The following is a 16342-nucleotide window of genomic DNA, read 5'->3' on the forward strand; positions in this document are numbered from 1 at the left end:
GAGAGCAAAGAGCAGAAAATCATTTTTGTGGAGAAAATGATGAAAAAAATCACTTGGATGGCTCTGGCCCTGGCTGGCAGTTTGCAGCTGACTTCCGCATCATTGTTTGCGGCTTCGGACGAATGTTCTCCAGATGTGGATATGGCCGACAGCCTCGATTTCAGTAAGTTGCACATTGAGTGTGACGACAACCCAGATATTGTTTACGATCCGAAAGAGGGCACTAAACTCTTCGGCAAGCATGCGAAAGCGATTGATACTTATGCTAATGATGACGCAGATAAGCCTTCGGTAAAACCAGCTCAGCAATTGGCGTATCGCGAATCCAGCAAAACCTCTGTCCCTCAGCAAGATCTGTCTACAGCTAAGAAAGTTGCTAAAGCAACGGCAGCAACTCCCCGTTCATCGGTTTCCGGGAGTGCAGGCGCTACCGCCGCTGCAGAGTCAGATAATGCCGGTTTAGCCTTCAATATCCGTGAACCTTTTACCACCACGGGTGGGCCAGAGTCCGCGCTTAAAGGCCTGTATGTGCAGATGGCACATTACTGCCCCAACGGCTGGGAAAAACTGAAGGAGTGGTCTGTTCCTAATCAATCAGGCTATTATTTGCACTATCAGTTCCAGTGTGCCAAGTAAAGTCAGCCAAATGGTCGGGTGGTGGCGCTTTGCCTGTTATCCGACCTGGGCTAGAATGGCTTTTCCGTTTATAGCAGGAGAGGCACGGTGGCATTGAAAGCCCGTTTTACAACATTAACAGCAGGATTGCTGTTGCTTGCATCTGGTCAATATGGCTTTGCTAATGACAGTGCAGAGATCAATGATCCCTGGGAAGGGGTAAACCGTAAAATTTTTGTCTTCAATGACACTCTGGATACCTATTTCCTCAAGCCTGTGGCCAAGGGCTACCGGGCTGTGACTCCGGATCCTGTGGAGACCGGAGTATCCAACTTCTTTTCCAATCTGTTAGAGGTCCGTAACGTCCTGAATGACGTCCTGCAGTGGAAGTGGGCTCAGGCGGGCAATGACACCGGACGCTTGTTGGTGAACAGCACGGTCGGTGTTGCTGGTTTTTTTGATGTCGCCCAGTACTTTGGCATGCCCCGTAATGAGGGGGAAGACTTCGGCCAGACCTTTTCCGCCTGGGGAGCCGGGCAGGGCCCCTACCTGGTGTTGCCGTTTTTCGGTTCCAGCACCCTGCGCGATGCCGCTGGCATGCCTTTTAACGCTTATGTGAGCCCCATCAATTACGTGGATCACGTTCCAACCCGCAATAGCATCGCCGGAGTCGATCTGATCGACACGCGCGCCTCTTTGCTGGATGCTGAAGATCTGCTCAGTGGTGACAAGTACACGTTTATCCGTGATGCCTATCTGCAGCGGCGGGATTATCTGATCAACGACGGTACCGTGGAAGACAGCTTCGGCGGTGACGACGACTTCTAGCATTAGTTAATCGCCCTCAAGCCTACTGAATGTGCAGGCTTTAGCGATTCTGCCAAAGCCTCGGCGAAGTACTTGCAGGGTTTCGCCCATGGGAGTAGTGTTGACGCTTATTTCTTTGCTGATTGCAGAGGATGGTTAAGATACCGCGGACTTACCTGATGGGACCTTATGGCCGGTCCTGTACAAGCCCCGGCAACTCTCATATTCAGCGCGAGTCCCACAGCTCGAAACGGGTGGATAATGCCTCCAGGAAACCGGAAAATCCTCATCATCGATGATGACACCATTGTCAGGCAAAGCGTGGTGGCTTATCTCGAAGACAGTGGATTCGAGATGCTGGAAGCCGATCACGGTATTCAGGGGCTGACCCTGTTTCATGAGCACTGCCCGGATGTTGTCTTGACTGACCTGCGCATGCCCTCTATGGACGGCTTGCAGGTACTTGAAAAAATTCACCAGGCTTCGCCGGAAACTCCGGTGATAGTCATGTCGGGTGTCGGGGTGATGGGGGATGTGGTAAAGGCACTGCGTCTGGGAGCCTCTGATTTTCTGATCAAGCCTCTCGTCGATATGGAGGTGCTGGTGCATGCCGTCAGTAAGAGCCTGGAACGACGGGATCTGCTGGCTCAAAACCAGCGTTATCGCGAAGAGCTGGAAGTGGCCAATAGCGAACTCAAGGAGCACCTGCGGACACTGGAAAAGGATCAGCAGGCCGGTCGGCGGGTTCAGCAGCAATTGTTGCCTCCGAGTCCGGTGAAGCGTGGTTCTTATTGCCTCGAACACAAGGTAATACCCTCGTTATTCCTCAGTGGCGACTTTATTGATCTGGGGTATTTTGGTGATCGCTACCTGTCCTTCTACCTTACCGACGTATCCGGCCATGGCTCCTCATCGGCGTTTGCTACCATCTGGGTCAAGCATGCGACCACGGAAATAGCCCGCAACTGTCAGTTGTTCGATGGGACCCGCTCGGTGAAAGAGGACATGAATACTGCCCTTGCGGAGGTGAATCGGCTACTGCTGGAGACAAGATTAGGCCACCACATGACTTGCTTGGTGGGAGTAGTGGATATACAGTTGCACCGCCTGTACTATGCGGTCGCTGGTCATCTGCCTTTGATGGCATTGCTGACACCTGAAGGGGATCGTTTCCTGGAAGGCAAGGGGCGGCCTTTAGGGCTGTTTCCCGATTCGGAGTGGCCTTTGTATGAAGTGGACTTTCCACCACACTCTACCTTGTTGGCATTCTCAGACGGAATTCTGGAGGTGATGCCACCACAGGATTTGTTGGACAAGGAGGATCATCTCCTGCACATGCTTACCGATGCAGGGGGTGGCTTGGCAAACGTCACCAGAGCTTTGAATCTGGATGCTATTGAGGATGCACCGGATGACATTGCTGTCCTCAGTCTGGTGCGTGGAGCTTAGGACTGGCCTTAGCGTGTCCGATGATCATTGTCGGTGCGAAAATTGCGTGTAATCGAATAGAGTTTATATGTTTGAAGCCAAAGATGTTCAGGCATCAATAGGTAACAAGTATGCAGCAAGGTAAGATATGGGTCGCTGACCACGCCGGTGTCTATGTTATCAAGATGGTTGGCGATGTCAGACTGACGTTGTGCATGTCGTTTGACCAGTTTATCAGTGCCATGTTTGAGGCGGACGATTTCGCGTCGATTATTTTTGATCTCACCCAGGCTGAAGCCATCGACAGCACTACTCTGGGATTGATGGCAAAGATATCCATCCTGGCTGAGCAGCGTAAGCAGCTGCGTCCTGTGATTATTTCTACCTCGCCGGGCATCAATCGCTTGTTGGATACCATGGGTTTTGCCGAAATTTTTGAGATCATGACAGAACTGCCTGATAAGTTGAAAGTCAGTCAGTGTCTCGAGGTCAGTGAGATGGACGAGGGTACGGCCAAGCAGAAAGTCCTTGAGGCCCACAGAATCCTGATGGACCTCAACGACCAAAATCGTGAGGTTTTTCAAGACCTTGTAAAGACTCTCGAAGATTCCTCCACCTGAGGCCAAGCCTACCCGGCGGCCTGCTATTTTATTGATCCATCTCCATGGCCGCTTTCTTAGTGCGGATAAAGTCTGAGTGGGACACATAAATCAGATCGCTGACGCGGCGAATTATGTGTTCTTCGTATTTATCCAAATCCCCATCGGCAAAAGCGATACGCCACATGCCCAGCAACAGGTGGCACTTCTCTTCGGGACTGAACTCGTCGTTGATGCAACGAGTGAACTGATACAGTGAGGTGGAATCCTTGCTCTCTTTTCTGGCTTGCTCAATAAGCTTGTGCAAGGTGTCATTATTGAGATCAAATTGCCGGCGCAATTCACTGATCAGAGCTTGGGTCTCGTTTTCGTCAAAATTATCGTCAATAGTGGCCACGTCGATCATCAGGGCCGCAGCTGCCAGCTGTCTGGCATCCATGGTATCTATAACCTCGGTGTCGGTTTCAAGAATTTCTGAAAAAAACGTTTTGAGTCCGGCAAGCATAAATACAGCCCAGTTGATAAAGGTGAGTTAATACTGTGAAGATCTTGTCTGGTTAAAAGTTAACCAGTGATATGGCGTCTTCCAGCACCGCAATACTGGCATCCTGTTTGTGAGCATTCTCACTGATATGGCGGCGGAAGCGCCGGGCACCGGGTAATCCCTGAAACAGCCCCAGCACATGGCGTGTCATGTATTTTAACAATTGTCCTTCGTTCATTTGTTCCTGACAGTAGGCGACAAATTGTGAGGCGATCTCCTGGCGTGAGGGAATCGGGTGCTCATCATGATAGAAGCGCTTATCGACTTCCGCCAGCAGATAGGGGTTGCTGTACGCTTCACGCCCCACCATGACCCCATCCAGCCCGGTTACCTGTTCTTCACACTGCTCCAGCGTGTGTAATCCACCATTAATGACAATTTCCAGCTCAGGAAATTCCCTTTTTAACTGGTGCACCATGTCATAGCGCAGGGGGGGAACCTCGCGGTTTTCCTTGGGGCTCAAACCCTGGAGCCAGGCCTTGCGGGCGTGAACGATAAACGTCTTGCATCCGGTTTTGGCAATTGTTTCCACAAAATGCGCCATACCGGGGTAATCTTCCATATCGTCAATGCCGATACGGTGTTTCACCGTGACATCAATGCTCACTGCGTCCTGCATCGCTTTGATACAGTCTGCGACCTTTTCCGGATGGGCCATCAATATGGCTCCGATCATCCCGTTTTGTACGCGGTCGCTGGGGCAGCCGCAGTTGAGGTTGACTTCATCGTAGCCCCAGTCCTCGGCCATCTTGCTGCAGGTGGCCAGATCAGCGGGGTTACTGCCACCCAGCTGCAGCGCCAGAGGGTGCTCACTGGGGTTATATCGTAAAAAACGTTCCGGATCGGCGTGCAGAAGCGCACCTGTGGTGACCATTTCGGTGTACAACACCGCATGGCGCGAAATCAGCCGCCAAAGGTATCTGCAGTGGCGATCAGACCATTCCATCATGGGGGCTACGGTGAAACGGCGATTGATGGAAGGGTGGGGCGAGACGGTGTTGTTCAAACGGAATACCACAAGAGCTGTAATGAAGAATGAAAAACCATTATAGCGTTTTGAAGGATAGGCGTGAATTATCCTCTTCAATCCTCGACAATGTTTTGAGCTGAATATTGCTGCGACCACGCTTTCGGATGTTGGTTTATATGACTACACTTGCCAAGAACAGTCATAAAGTAAGAGGTTCGGAGCAGTAAGCTGCGGAAGCAGGTGTGACCAAACCCGGATATTCAAGGAAGGAGCGATGCTGAGACACTCCGTAGTTGCAAAATTAATGGCAAGTTGGTTGCTTGTGGCTGGGCTGCTGAGTGCGACGTGGTGTTTGGCCAATCCCTTGCCGGCAACCATTGATAAAGTTCGAAGCAGCATCGTTGCCATTGGTACAGTTAGACCCGTGAAAGCGGTCAAGGCAAAAGGAATTCCGATCAAATTTATGGGAACCGGGTTTGTTGTGGGGAATGGTCAGCACGTGATTACCAACCTGCATGTGCTGCCTGACAATCTGGACACAAAAAATGGTGAAGTCCTCTCGGTTTTTGCGGGCCGCGGATCCGGCGCAAAGTCTACGCCAGCGCGCATAAAGGCCGTCGATGCGGTTCATGATTTGGCACTGCTGGAGCTGGAAGGCCGAGGCTTGCAACCGCTTACGCTAGCCAAAGATGCGTATATTCGCGAAGGGAGCGATCTGGCCTTTACGGGGTTTCCTATTGGCATGGTGCTGGGGCTTTATCCAGTGACTCATCGAGCTACCGTTTCGGCGATTACTCCATTGGTCATTCCAGCGCATTCCTCTGCCAGCCTGACACCGGAACATATTAAACGCTTGCGTCATCCTTTCGAAGTTTATCAACTGGACGCTGTTGCCTATCCAGGAAACAGCGGCAGTCCTTTATACGATGTTAATAATGGCTCCGTTCTTGGGGTAATTAACAGCGTATTTGTCAAAGAAACCAAAGAAAACGTCTTGCAAAAACCCTCTGGTATCACCTACGCCATCCCTATCCGTTATGCCAATAAACTCATCAGTGAAAATCCGTAAATGCCTAAGATTGCCGTACTGTTTGTCTGCCATGCCAATGTGTGCCGTTCCCCCATGGCGGAGGGCATCCTCAAAGAGAAAATCAAATCCCTGAAGCTGGAAAAGGTTATTAAGGTTGATTCTGCCGGAACTCAGGCGTCACTAATAAGTCGTCGACCGGACAAAAGAGCACAGAAGGTGTCTCTAAGGCACGGAATTGATATTTCCCGTCAAAAGTCACGGCGCTTAAAAGCAAAAGATTTGAAAAGTGACTACATTCTGGTGATGGATCGCGAGCAACTCAACTATGTGAAAGAGAGCCATCCGGAAGTTTTTGATCGGACCCGGTTACTGTTGAGTTTTTGCAATACCTCTGAGTTGGAGGTTCCTGATCCGTATTATGGAAGTGCAGCGGGTTTTGATCATGTTTATGAAATGTTGGAGTCAGCCGTTGATGCTTTGCTGGAGAATATTTCCAGTCGTCTGCATCAACATTCCTGATGTGTTCTGGGTATAGGGTATTGTCAACCGTTTTCAGAACCTTAGAAAATTTACTTATAAAGCCTGACCAATATTAAATCTTGCCTGACAAGTCGCGGGCCTCTTATCTGTAATAGTTACAAAGATAAAAAAACTGCTAGGATTAGGTTATTACAAAATGGAAGTTGTACATTAGCCCTCTAATCTGGAATGGCTGGATATTTTCTGAAGAAGAATACAGTCCGGGAACATATTGAGTTTGAAGCTTATGGATAACCATAAAACCAATACCACTGACACGTTTGACTACCACGAAGCCTTTTCCAGAACTTTGGGATGGATTACTGAGGATGAGCTGGAAGTACTGCGTTCTAAAAAGATTGCTATTGCCGGAGTAGGGGGGGTCGGCGGTGTGCATTTATTGACGCTGACCCGATTGGGTATTGGCAAGTTCAATATCTCGGATTTCGACACCTTTGAACAGGGAAACTTCAATCGTCAGGCGGGAGCTTACCTCCAAAATATTGGGCGGCCCAAGATTGATGTCATGGCAGAAATGGCGCTTGGAATCAATCCCGAACTCGAGATCACCAAGTTTTCTGACGGTGTTACGTTGGACAACATAGATGAGTTTCTGAGTGATGTGGATGTCTATATTGATGGTCTGGATTTTTTTGTGCTGGATTTGCGGCGTGCCGTTTTTCAGGCCTGCTACGATAAAGGGATTCCGGCATTGACGGCAGCCCCTTTGGGAATGGGGGTTGCGTTCTTGGCATTTCAGCCAGGGCAGATGAGTTTTGAGCAATACTTCCGTATGGAGAATTGCGACGCGGATGAAAAAAGTCTGAGGTTTTTGGTGGGGTTGTCACCTGCAATGTTACAGTTGGGGTACCTGGCTGATCAAAGCCGGGTAGATCTGGAAAATCAGAAGGGACCCTCAACACCGATGGCCTGTGAAATGTGTGCAGGTGTTGCAGCTACCAACACACTGAAACTTTTATTGAACCGTGGAAAAGTCAAGGCAGCGCCCTGGGGGCTTCATTTTGATGCCTATAAAAATCAGTTCAAAACAACTTGGCGGCCGTGGGGCAACAGTAACCCCGTACAAAAGCTGATGTTGAAAATTGCCCGTAAAAGTCTGATGAGTCAGAGAGAGCAGCAACGAGAGGCTAAAGCTGGAGATGTTGCTCCTGATATGAAAAAAACAGCGTCTGATATAGAGCAGGTTCTTGAGTGGGCTCGTTGGGCACCCAGTGGTGACAATACACAAGTATGGGATTTTGAGTTACTGAGTGATACCTCAGTTCGTATTCATGGTTATGATACAAGAGATTGGTGTGTCTATGATCTTCGTGGGCGTGCCAGCCAGATAGCCCAGGGGGCATTGCTGCAAACGTTGGAAATTGCGGCAAATAAGCAGAGTTTTTTAGTCGACTGGCAACTGATTGAGCAGTCAGACGAGAGTAAAACACTGATCGATGTCAATCTGACGAAAACACAAACTGCACCAGCAGCTCCCTTATTGCCATACATTAAAACCCGTTCGGTGCAGCGTCGACTGCTAAAGAGAAATCAGATAACAGACCGAGTTAAAACCCAGTTAGAACAAATAGTCGGTGATGATTACTCCCTGATCTGGGTTGACGGCAACAGCCGCTGGGATATGGCCAAATTACTGTTTCGCAGTGCTAAACTTAGGCTCACCATCAAAGAGGCTTACGATGTGCATAGTAAAGTCATTGAGTGGGACTCTCAATATAGTGAGGATCGAATTCCGGATCAGGCCGTGGGCATGGATCCAGTCGGTTTAAAACTCATGCGATGGGCTCTCAAGAGCTGGAAGCGGGTACAGTTTCTGAATCGTTATCTGGCAGGCACCTGGCTGCCACGCATTCAGCTGGATTTAATGCCTGGCTTGTATTGTGGAGCTCACTTTATTTTAACGGCGAAGAAAACCCCGGAAAACACAGAAGATTATCTGAACGCTGGTCGAGCGGTGCAGAGGCTCTGGCTGGAAGCGGCTCGACTGGGGCTGCAATTTCAGCCAGAAATGACGCCTTTGATATTCTCTCAGTACAGTGAATCTGGCCAGAGATTTACAAGTGATGAAAATGGAGCACTTCAGGCGGATGAGATCAGGCAGCGGTTAAAGACGTTCTTTGGTGATTGTGATCTGCACAGCGGAGTCTTTATGGGCCGTCTGGGATATGGTCCTGCCCCCGTAGCTCGCTCTCTTCGCAAGCCTTTGGAAGACTTACTTATCAAGTCGAAAGAGGGGGCGTAGATAGGATCGCCCCCTGATGATATCAAGAGGCAGTTGGTTTAGAGAGTTTTAATCAGGGCTTGCGCTTCTTCTCGCTCATTAAATGAGCCGTCTGCATCCAGCAGTGCACTGAGGATGGTGCGACTTTCCTGACTTTTCCCCAGGGCTTTCAGGATTTGGGCTTTGTGGTAGAAAAAACTGGGGTCTCCATTGTTAATATCCATTTTTCTGGTGGCTTCATTAATGGTTCTGAGAGCTCTCTCGTTTTGATTGTTATGCATTAAAACTACCGCGAGTGTATCAAGTAAGGCGGGCGAGCCTGGATTCACCGACGTTGCTTTTTCCGCGTATTCCAATGCTTGTTTGGGGTCTTTTTCCCTGAGCAGCCAAGCCATGTTGTTCAGAGCCAAGGCATTGTCATTGGACTTGTCTAACACTATCAGGTAATGGCTGACAGCTTTATCGTTCATCTTGTCATTGAGATAGACGCCAGCTAAAAAGTTGCGGCTGACAATATCATCGGGGTTTTCTTCTAACCAGTCTTCCAGAATTGCATAGCCTTCCTGTTGATCACGCTTATAGACTGCACTGCTGTAAGGAAACAGCGTCTGCTTTGATGGCGCATTCGCAAATGCCTGCTTGAGAGTGGCTTCTGCCTGCCTGGATTCTCCCAATCCTGCTTCGGCTTTACCCTTGGTCAACAATAGGGTTGGGTTATCGGGTGCCAAAGCCAGCAGGCGTTCGGATTCGTCTTTTGCCTGTTGGTAATGACCGGCTCTGAGCATGTTGTTAATATTCGCCAAATTACTGATCAGGTGATTGGGATTCAGCTCAAGTGCTTGATCGAGAGCTTGCTGTGAAGCCTCTGATTTACCCTGTTTGGCCAATAGCTGTGACTTCAGGAAAATTGCATCAACATTATTAGGCGACAATTTAAGTGCGCGGCTAATATGATCCTGCGCTTCCGGTAGTTGGTTGTTGCCAAGGTAATATTCGGCCAGCAATAGGGATATTTCGATACTTTCTTTAGTGCGTGTATTTTGTTCTCCCAGTGTGGTCAGCACTTTTTCGGTTTCACCATGGGTTAGGTAATGGCGTGCCAATAAGTAGCGTGGTTGTAGCTCTGTAGGGTGGCTGGAGATTGCAGTTTCCAGATGTTTGATAAATGCCTCTGGGTCAGTTTTTTGTTCCAGTAGTGCCAATTTGACTAATGTCGAAAGATGTTCATCATCCAGCTTAAGAGCTTCTTGGTAATAGGATTCTGCCTTGCTGGAATCCCCGGAAACCAGCGAAAGAGAAGCCAGATTGTGTAAAACGCTGATGTTGTCTGGGGATAGTTCTCTGGCTTTTAAAAAACTGTTGTTGGCTTCACCGAGTTGCTTCATTTGCAGTTGAGTCAACCCAAGCAAATTGTAACCGTTGGTATTCTCAGGGTTATTTCTGCTGAATTCCTCTGCTGCAGCCAGTGCTTTATCAAAAGATTTCTGTGTTGAGTAATAGGTCGCAACTTGTCTAACGACCTGCCAGTTGTCAGGATATTTTACAAGCAGTTCATCCGCAGCCTTGAGGCCTTTTTCAGCCTCTCCATTTTGGAGTAATGCCGTGACTTCACGAACCTGAATAAATTGGCTGTCTGGCAGCAAGATTTTGAGCTTGGACAGCAACTTTAACTCTTTGTCATACATCCTTAGGCCATGGTAGGCATCTGCCAAAGAGGCCAGCAGTTGGCTGTTTTCAGGGTGGGCGTTAACGACATCTTCAAGCAGTAAACGGGCTGCTTCAAAATCATTGCCCTTCAATTTTGTCTGGGCCAATAATAGCCTGCCGGGCAAATATTCTGGGGCTTGGTCAAAATAGGCCGTCGCCATGTCTTCGGCAGTATCGTACTGCTGAATCATAAAGCTGTTTAGTGCTAAATAGTAAAGGTTTGGCAAAAACTTTGGTTGCTTATTATACGCTTGTTGAAATGAGGTTTGAGCATCCATGTTTTTGCCTTGAGACATCTGGATGACACCCTGTAAAAAGTCTATTTCATAATAACCAGAGATCAGTTCCTTTGCCGAGTCAAGATCTTTCTGTGCTGCATCAAACTCACGATTTTCAATTCTTAACCCCGCTCTTCTAATAAAGTCAGCTGCATTGGTGGGGTTAAGCTTGATTGCTTCGTCGTAGGCTTTTTCAGCTGAGTCCAGTTTGTTTTCGGTGCGGTAAATGTGGGCCAGTTGACTCCAGGCGGGTGCATATTCAGGGTTGTTGTCGACGACATCCCTAAGCAGGGATTCAGCCTCGGCAGGGTTGTCCATGGCGGTCATAACAGCTGTGGCAGTCTTGACTTCAGGAGCCTCAGAAGACAGCTGGTTTGCCATTTTCATCATTTGTGTGGCTTTTTCGGGCTCGTCGGTCCTCCGGTAAGCGCGTGCTTTAAATGAATAAGCTACTGCCAGACTGTCGTCAGATAACCCTTCCAGCGGAAGGTCGATAGCCTTTTGATGTTCACCAAGGTCGACATATACACTGAGTAAAGGAGGGATGATTTCCTCCTTGGATCCATTGTTTTTCAGCGCATATTCCAGTTCTTTTTGGGCGCCTGGCAGGTTGCCTGCTTCTTGATAGAGGCGGCCTAACTGTATACGTGACGGTATATGGTCAGGATATTCCTGAAGAATGGATTTTAACTGTACAGTTGCAGCTTTTAAGTCTCCAGCTTCCATGGAAGCCTTTGCTTCTTTAAACAGTTCTTCCGGATTTTTCCCTCCGAGACAACCACTTGTGGCGCCTAAAATTAAAATCAGGAGGAATACCAGAAAGTGGTTGGTTGTTTTAAGTGGATAGCTATTACTCATAACGCGCATCTTTATTGTACGTCCTGTCATTTCTGGGCTCCGATTTTTTCGATCCTGAAGAAGCTGATCGGAGCCCTTGATTATTTGAAGGTCACCGAAAGTGCTTGTGGCTTAAGAATACGCATAGGTTGGTGATATTTCCAGCTATAACGAGGCACCTTATATGGCATGCTTTTCTTTTTGTGTTAATGGATAGGGGCGGCTTCAGTGTGCTCGGTTTAATCTTTAAGAATAACCGTGGTGTTTTTGCATGACATTATCGACTATCCGGGGATGGTCTATGTGTTGTTTCATGTCCGAGGATGAGCAGGTATTAGGTGGGGTGAATTTAGGTGCCATGTGTGGTGTCAGTAATTTTTACAGGCTGGGTGTCGGGATTTTATTTTACGGGACTGAAAATATCTAACTAACTGATTTAAATGTATAAAAATAAACTGGCACGATCCTGGCTTTAATCCCCGTATATAACATGCTGTGTCGGTTAAACCCGAAAGACAGTGTTATAGATTAGGGTTCAAAGTTGCAATTGACTTCGAGGCTTTTACGAGTTTTAGGGAGAAGTGAAATGAAAAATTTATTCAAAGCGATCTCTATTCCAGTTTTACTGGCGGCGAGTTCGTTATCTTCTGCGAGTGGTATTGCTATTGACTTGTTCAGTGGTGGAACCCCGGAAGCTCCAATAGCACAGTTCGCGGCTGATTATACCGATGGTGGCGCGGCTGTTGATGCGCTGGAAGCAGGGCCATATCCGGATATCGTGGGTGGTTATCGCGATCTATCAGTTAACTGCCTTACTGGCTGTATCGACAATGGTGGTGGCGGTCCTGGTAGTTTGGGAACAGAGGCCGTAGTAGGCTATTCTGCCTTGCTGGGTAGAAATGTATTTGCAATGAGTAATGATGCACAGGTAACAGGTGAGGCAACACTCATTTGGGATGGCCAGGGCAGTACCGGTCTGGGAGGATTTGACCTTAGCGGCTTTAGCGCATTTGAGGTAGATGTTTTCCTTTCTGATTCCGGCGATGATGCGGCTTGGAAGTTTCAGTTGATTGCAGCAGATGGAAGCGGTCGTAATTCTGTTGTTCAATTGGTTGCAGCCACAGTCCCCCTTGTTGTTGGAAGCAGTCAGCTCTTCTATATCGATATATCCTTGTTCAATCAATGCGGATTGGTCAATGTAATCTGTAGTGGTGGTGATGCTGATATAGTTGACTTGTCAGACTTGGAACTGTTAGGCGTAGTGTTCAACTTTGAAGGCGCAGTTGCTGTAGACCTCGGTTTGCATGGAATTCGGGCAGTCCCTGAACCTGCCATGGTTTCTATGATGGGTCTTGGTCTGCTGTTAATGGGATTCTTTGCAAGACGCAAAAGTTTAGAAGCCTGAAGTTGACGTTTAAGAACCCTAAAGCTCAAAGCGAATAGCTCCACATTGTGGGGCTATTCTTCGTCATATATTTTAAATATTATTATTTGTGTATTGTTTATCCCGCCTATACTGAAACCATAATAAATTTCTTTTCCTTCCTTTTTGAGGGTATCTATAGAGCCTGCTTGGTATGTCTGTACTGATCAAAATTGCACGTACTGCAAAAGAACTGGATGATGTTTATAACTTGAGGTATCGCGTCTACGTTGAGGAGCGAGGAAAGTTTGAAACAGCTTCCAGTTATAATCCAAGAATCGTCGATCACTTCGACACCATTCCGGGTGTCGTTAATATCATTGCTTATTCTAATGGTGAGCCCATTGCGTCTATACGGGTAAATGAGGATTCAGATATTGGTCTTCCTGCGGAGCATTACTTTGATTTCGGTGGTGTCCGTGAGGACTTGGAAAAAAAATATCAGCTTGCACTGGAGCAATGTGTTGGTGATAAATCTGAAGTAAAGCCCCCAAAGTTAGTAAGCGGCAGCATGCTGGCGGTTCATAAAGACTGGCGCAATCGTCGTAATGTCATATTTTCCCTCTTTAAGAGCGTGGCAGGTATTATGTACAGTCGTAATGCGACTCACATTATTGGTTCGATCAGTGAAGAAACCTTGTCTCTTTATGGACGTCTCGGATTTGAAACCGTTGCTGATAGTGAGTGGAAGGAAGAGGTAAACGACTATATGGTGCCTATGGTGGCGCCTTTTGAGACTGGTTTTGCCTGGACGTTTGGTGAAATCAAAAAGTCTGTCGATCATTTTTGGCTGGACAATTTCTGCGGTCAGTTTGAACGGGTTTTATTGTCACCGGGTGAGGTGTTGTTTGAGCAAGGGGACGAAGCAACTCATACTTTTGCTATTGACGAGGGGTGGATTGCAATTTCTCGGGAAGACCCTAATGGTAACGAAATGGTATTAGCCAATCTTTCTCGTGGCGCACTTTTTGGTGAGTTGGCCGTCTTTGATGGAGAGCGACGTTCGGCAAAAGCATCAGCATTGGTAAATACAGAGGTAATATCCATTGAACGTTCCGCAATGTTTGAGATGCTGAAAAAAAAGCCAGATCACTTGGCGCAGTTACTAAAGCACTTTGCCAAGCGAGTTCGAGATACGGATAACCTTGCAATGGTTCAGGCATTTGCCCCTCAAACCGGACGGGTTGAATTTGCTTTGAATGAATTGTGGAAATCTGCGACACCTAGTCGCAAGAATCCTCATCACCGATCCATTAAAGTGGGGCCAAAGCAAATCGCCAGAACCGCACGTGTCAGAGAAGATGAAGTTAGGAAATTGCTGGAAATTAAGAAATCTGAAAACATCCTGGATTATGGTGAGGCTGTTATTAAATTCTATGAAGACCCGGTGGATGGAGCCCTTCCCGTGAGAGCTGCCGGTGAATCTCCTATTTAATTAATCTTAAGCTCGAATTTTTTATTTCTTATGATAACGGGTTGATGTCGGGCTCTACAAATCCAGCTCAAAAACTATAAGGTATAAAAAAATATTGTTTTATGATTTTTTTCGGTGGGTAAGAATTGGGTACTGAATCGTAATAAATTCATGAGGTCCAAGTTTATAAAATATTAATTTATAAAGGTCATAAAGATATTGTAAACACGCTCGACTTAACTATAGTTAACTGTGTCACAAAAATTGCCAAAGATAACTTTTTAAGTTGAATGTGCTGAATGGCGAAAATCATGGAACGTTGATCCCCAACAACAATCTACAGCGGGATGAATGGCTTTCTGAATAAGGGATTATCAAGGTGTGGGGCCTGAGACAATGACTCAAACGAAGGTGCAACTCAGAAAAAAAATGCCGTATATACGTCACAATGACGGTGTGTTTCCGGCAGATAATTCACATCCTGAAGATCAGCACCTAACTTTCAAACCAGCGAGTAACAAGTTTTCTCGTCATCGCTCCCTCAGGGGAAAGGTGCGTATCGCAGGGCATTTTGTTCATGTCGAGTATGTCTGGTTGGCGGTTGTCGAATGGTTGCTGTCGATTGCTATTTACTCCTCTATGGATTCTTTATTAAATAATGCGCCAGCCGTGTCTTTCTTGTCTGTAAAAGGAGCCGTTTTTTCAACGATGGTGGTTCTCTCTCTGACGGCTATGGGACTGTATAATGCTCGACAGAGAAATGGCCTGCTGGATGTGTTTATTCATATTCTTATTGCCGTTGTTTTGTGTGCTGTCACAATGTTGACCTTAAATAAGGTGTTGGCGGAAGCTAGCTGGAGCTACATCAACATAGCAATTGGTGTGTCTGTACTGGCATCTTCTTTGATGATTGTCAGGACCTTATTTGAGCGTTTTGTAGATGGTCAGGTGCTTAGACGTAATGTTTTAGTGTTGGGTACTGGTAAGCGAGCCAAACGAATTGAGCAGTTACGGAGAAAAGCCGATCGTAGAGGTTTCAAGCTGATGGGGTTTCTTCCTACTAAAAGTTGCCAGCACTGTTATGTTAATCCCGATAAGTTGCTGAAATTAAACAGTATCTGTGAGTACGCATTGGATCATCAGGTCGATGAGGTTGTGATTGCTCTGGATGATCGCCGCCAGGGATTACCGGTGAATGATTTGCTGGATTGTAGGATGTCTGGAATAGATGTGACTGATGATCTCGATTTCTTTGAGCGTGAAGCTTCGGTTATTCAGTTGGATTTGATTCAAAGCGGTTGGCTGATTCGTTCAGGTGGTTTTACCAATAATTTCCTCTCGTATTTCCTGAAACGTATGGTAGATATTGTTGTTGCCGTCGTCTTGGGGATTCTGTTTTTGCCTGTGATGGTGCTTACTGCCTTGGCGATTATGATTGAGTGTGGCCGTAAAGCACCTGTCTTCTACACACAAGTACGCGTGGGGCGGGGTGGTTCTGAATTTACAATCTATAAATTCAGGAGCATGTGTCAGGATGCTGAAGCAGATGGTGTCGCTAAATGGGCTCTGAACGGTGACCAAAGAATTACTCGTGTAGGTAGATTCATCAGAAAATACCGCATTGATGAAATTCCACAGATATGGAATGTACTGGCCGGAGACATGAGTTTGGTGGGACCTCGTCCAGAGCGGAAAGAATTTGTCAGCTCATTGTGTCAACTCAATGAGTTCTATGCGGATCGCCATCGGATGGCTCCAGGATTAACCGGTTGGGCGCAGTTGTGTTATCCCTATGGAGCTTCGGAAAAAGACGCGATTGAAAAGTTGAAGTACGATTTGTACTACATCAAAAATCACGGGATTCTTTTGGATCTCTACATCTTAATTCAAACCGTAGAGATTGTTCTGTTCAAGAAAGGCTCTCGTTAA

13 protein-coding genes are annotated in these 16342 nt (G+C 47.2%); 10 read left to right on the forward strand and 3 right to left on the reverse strand.

Annotated elements, in window-relative coordinates; translation table 11 throughout:
- Window positions 1–39 precede the first annotated feature (39 nt).
- The 4 genes from KOI40_RS13550 to KOI40_RS13565 all read left to right on the forward strand — a co-directional run bounded on the left by KOI40_RS13550 (window position 40) and on the right by KOI40_RS13565 (window position 3470).
- Window positions 40–636 carry a hypothetical protein gene (locus KOI40_RS13550; protein ID WP_216098068.1) on the forward strand — a complete coding sequence of 199 codons (597 nt, stop codon included), beginning with the start codon at window positions 40–42 and terminating at the stop codon, window positions 634–636.
- 87 nt (window positions 637–723) lie between these two features.
- Window positions 724–1443, forward strand: coding sequence for an MlaA family lipoprotein (locus KOI40_RS13555; RefSeq protein ID WP_369413188.1), 720 nt, complete (start codon window positions 724–726; stop codon window positions 1441–1443).
- Between the two features lie 240 nt (window positions 1444–1683).
- Window positions 1684–2871, forward strand: a complete 1188-nt coding sequence (locus KOI40_RS13560; protein ID WP_216098069.1) for a SpoIIE family protein phosphatase — start codon at window positions 1684–1686, stop codon at window positions 2869–2871.
- 110 nt (window positions 2872–2981) lie between these two features.
- Window positions 2982–3470, forward strand: coding sequence for an STAS domain-containing protein (locus tag KOI40_RS13565; protein ID WP_216098070.1), 489 nt, complete (start codon window positions 2982–2984; stop codon window positions 3468–3470).
- Between the two features lie 28 nt (window positions 3471–3498).
- On the opposite strand, the gene KOI40_RS13570 is transcribed toward KOI40_RS13565, so the two are convergent.
- Window positions 3499–3954, reverse strand: coding sequence for a tellurite resistance TerB family protein (locus KOI40_RS13570; protein ID WP_216098071.1), 456 nt, complete (start codon window positions 3952–3954; stop codon window positions 3499–3501).
- A gap of 52 nt (window positions 3955–4006) precedes the next feature.
- The gene (gene dusA / locus KOI40_RS13575) at window positions 4007–4939 is read right to left on the reverse strand and encodes a tRNA dihydrouridine(20/20a) synthase DusA (RefSeq protein WP_439653241.1); all 933 of its coding nucleotides are present in this window, start codon (window positions 4937–4939) and stop codon (window positions 4007–4009) included.
- Window positions 4940–5237: 298 nt separating this feature from the next.
- Between dusA and KOI40_RS13580 the strand changes: the two genes are divergently transcribed.
- From KOI40_RS13580 to KOI40_RS18680, 3 genes are all read left to right on the forward strand, one after another.
- Window positions 5238–6032 (forward strand): S1 family peptidase, encoded by a 795-nt coding sequence (locus KOI40_RS13580; RefSeq protein ID WP_216098072.1) that lies wholly within the window; start codon window positions 5238–5240, stop codon window positions 6030–6032.
- Window positions 6033–6512 (forward strand): low molecular weight protein-tyrosine-phosphatase, encoded by a 480-nt coding sequence (locus KOI40_RS13585; RefSeq protein WP_216098073.1) that lies wholly within the window; start codon window positions 6033–6035, stop codon window positions 6510–6512.
- 247 nt (window positions 6513–6759) lie between these two features.
- Window positions 6760–8775: a ThiF family adenylyltransferase gene (locus tag KOI40_RS18680; protein WP_216098074.1), complete on the forward strand. Its 2016-nt coding sequence runs from the start codon at window positions 6760–6762 to the stop codon at window positions 8773–8775.
- 38 nt (window positions 8776–8813) lie between these two features.
- Here KOI40_RS18680 and prsT read toward each other — a convergent pair whose 3' ends face one another.
- Complete coding sequence (prsT, locus tag KOI40_RS13595; RefSeq protein ID WP_216098075.1) at window positions 8814–11597, reverse strand: XrtA/PEP-CTERM system TPR-repeat protein PrsT; 2784 nt, start codon at window positions 11595–11597, stop codon at window positions 8814–8816.
- A gap of 565 nt (window positions 11598–12162) precedes the next feature.
- Here prsT and KOI40_RS13600 point away from each other — a divergent pair.
- The 3 genes from KOI40_RS13600 to KOI40_RS13610 all read left to right on the forward strand — a co-directional run bounded on the left by KOI40_RS13600 (window position 12163) and on the right by KOI40_RS13610 (window position 16342).
- Window positions 12163–12981 carry a PEP-CTERM sorting domain-containing protein gene (locus KOI40_RS13600; protein ID WP_216098076.1) on the forward strand — a complete coding sequence of 273 codons (819 nt, stop codon included), beginning with the start codon at window positions 12163–12165 and terminating at the stop codon, window positions 12979–12981.
- Between the two features lie 172 nt (window positions 12982–13153).
- The gene (locus tag KOI40_RS13605; RefSeq protein ID WP_216098077.1) at window positions 13154–14434 is read left to right on the forward strand and encodes a cyclic nucleotide-binding domain-containing protein; all 1281 of its coding nucleotides are present in this window, start codon (window positions 13154–13156) and stop codon (window positions 14432–14434) included.
- A gap of 375 nt (window positions 14435–14809) precedes the next feature.
- A complete protein-coding gene (locus KOI40_RS13610) occupies window positions 14810–16342 on the forward strand; it encodes a TIGR03013 family XrtA/PEP-CTERM system glycosyltransferase (RefSeq protein WP_216098078.1) in 1533 nt (510 codons plus the stop codon).

It is taken from the genome of Pseudomaricurvus albidus (assembly GCF_018863235.1).
Classification (GTDB): domain Bacteria; phylum Pseudomonadota; class Gammaproteobacteria; order Pseudomonadales; family Cellvibrionaceae; genus Pseudomaricurvus; species Pseudomaricurvus albidus.

What these genes read in the sequence shown, in the direction of transcription:
- KOI40_RS13585 (WP_216098073.1), top strand. Translation starts at nt 6,033, where the DNA reads ATGCCTAAGATTGCCGTACTGTTTGTCTGCCATGCCAATGTGTGCCGT.
- KOI40_RS13560 (WP_216098069.1), top strand. Translation starts at nt 1,684, where the DNA reads ATGCCTCCAGGAAACCGGAAAATCCTCATCATCGATGATGACACCATT.
- prsT (WP_216098075.1), bottom strand. Translation starts at nt 11,597, where the DNA reads ATGAGTAATAGCTATCCACTTAAAACAACCAACCACTTTCTGGTATTC.
- KOI40_RS13610 (WP_216098078.1), top strand. Translation starts at nt 14,810, where the DNA reads ATGACTCAAACGAAGGTGCAACTCAGAAAAAAAATGCCGTATATACGT.
- dusA (WP_439653241.1), bottom strand. Translation starts at nt 4,939, where the DNA reads ATGGAATGGTCTGATCGCCACTGCAGATACCTTTGGCGGCTGATTTCG.
- KOI40_RS13580 (WP_216098072.1), top strand. Translation starts at nt 5,238, where the DNA reads ATGCTGAGACACTCCGTAGTTGCAAAATTAATGGCAAGTTGGTTGCTT.
- KOI40_RS13570 (WP_216098071.1), bottom strand. Translation starts at nt 3,954, where the DNA reads ATGCTTGCCGGACTCAAAACGTTTTTTTCAGAAATTCTTGAAACCGAC.
- KOI40_RS13565 (WP_216098070.1), top strand. Translation starts at nt 2,982, where the DNA reads ATGCAGCAAGGTAAGATATGGGTCGCTGACCACGCCGGTGTCTATGTT.
- KOI40_RS13600 (WP_216098076.1), top strand. Translation starts at nt 12,163, where the DNA reads ATGAAAAATTTATTCAAAGCGATCTCTATTCCAGTTTTACTGGCGGCG.
- KOI40_RS13605 (WP_216098077.1), top strand. Translation starts at nt 13,154, where the DNA reads ATGTCTGTACTGATCAAAATTGCACGTACTGCAAAAGAACTGGATGAT.
- KOI40_RS13550 (WP_216098068.1), top strand. Translation starts at nt 40, where the DNA reads ATGAAAAAAATCACTTGGATGGCTCTGGCCCTGGCTGGCAGTTTGCAG.
- KOI40_RS18680 (WP_216098074.1), top strand. Translation starts at nt 6,760, where the DNA reads ATGGATAACCATAAAACCAATACCACTGACACGTTTGACTACCACGAA.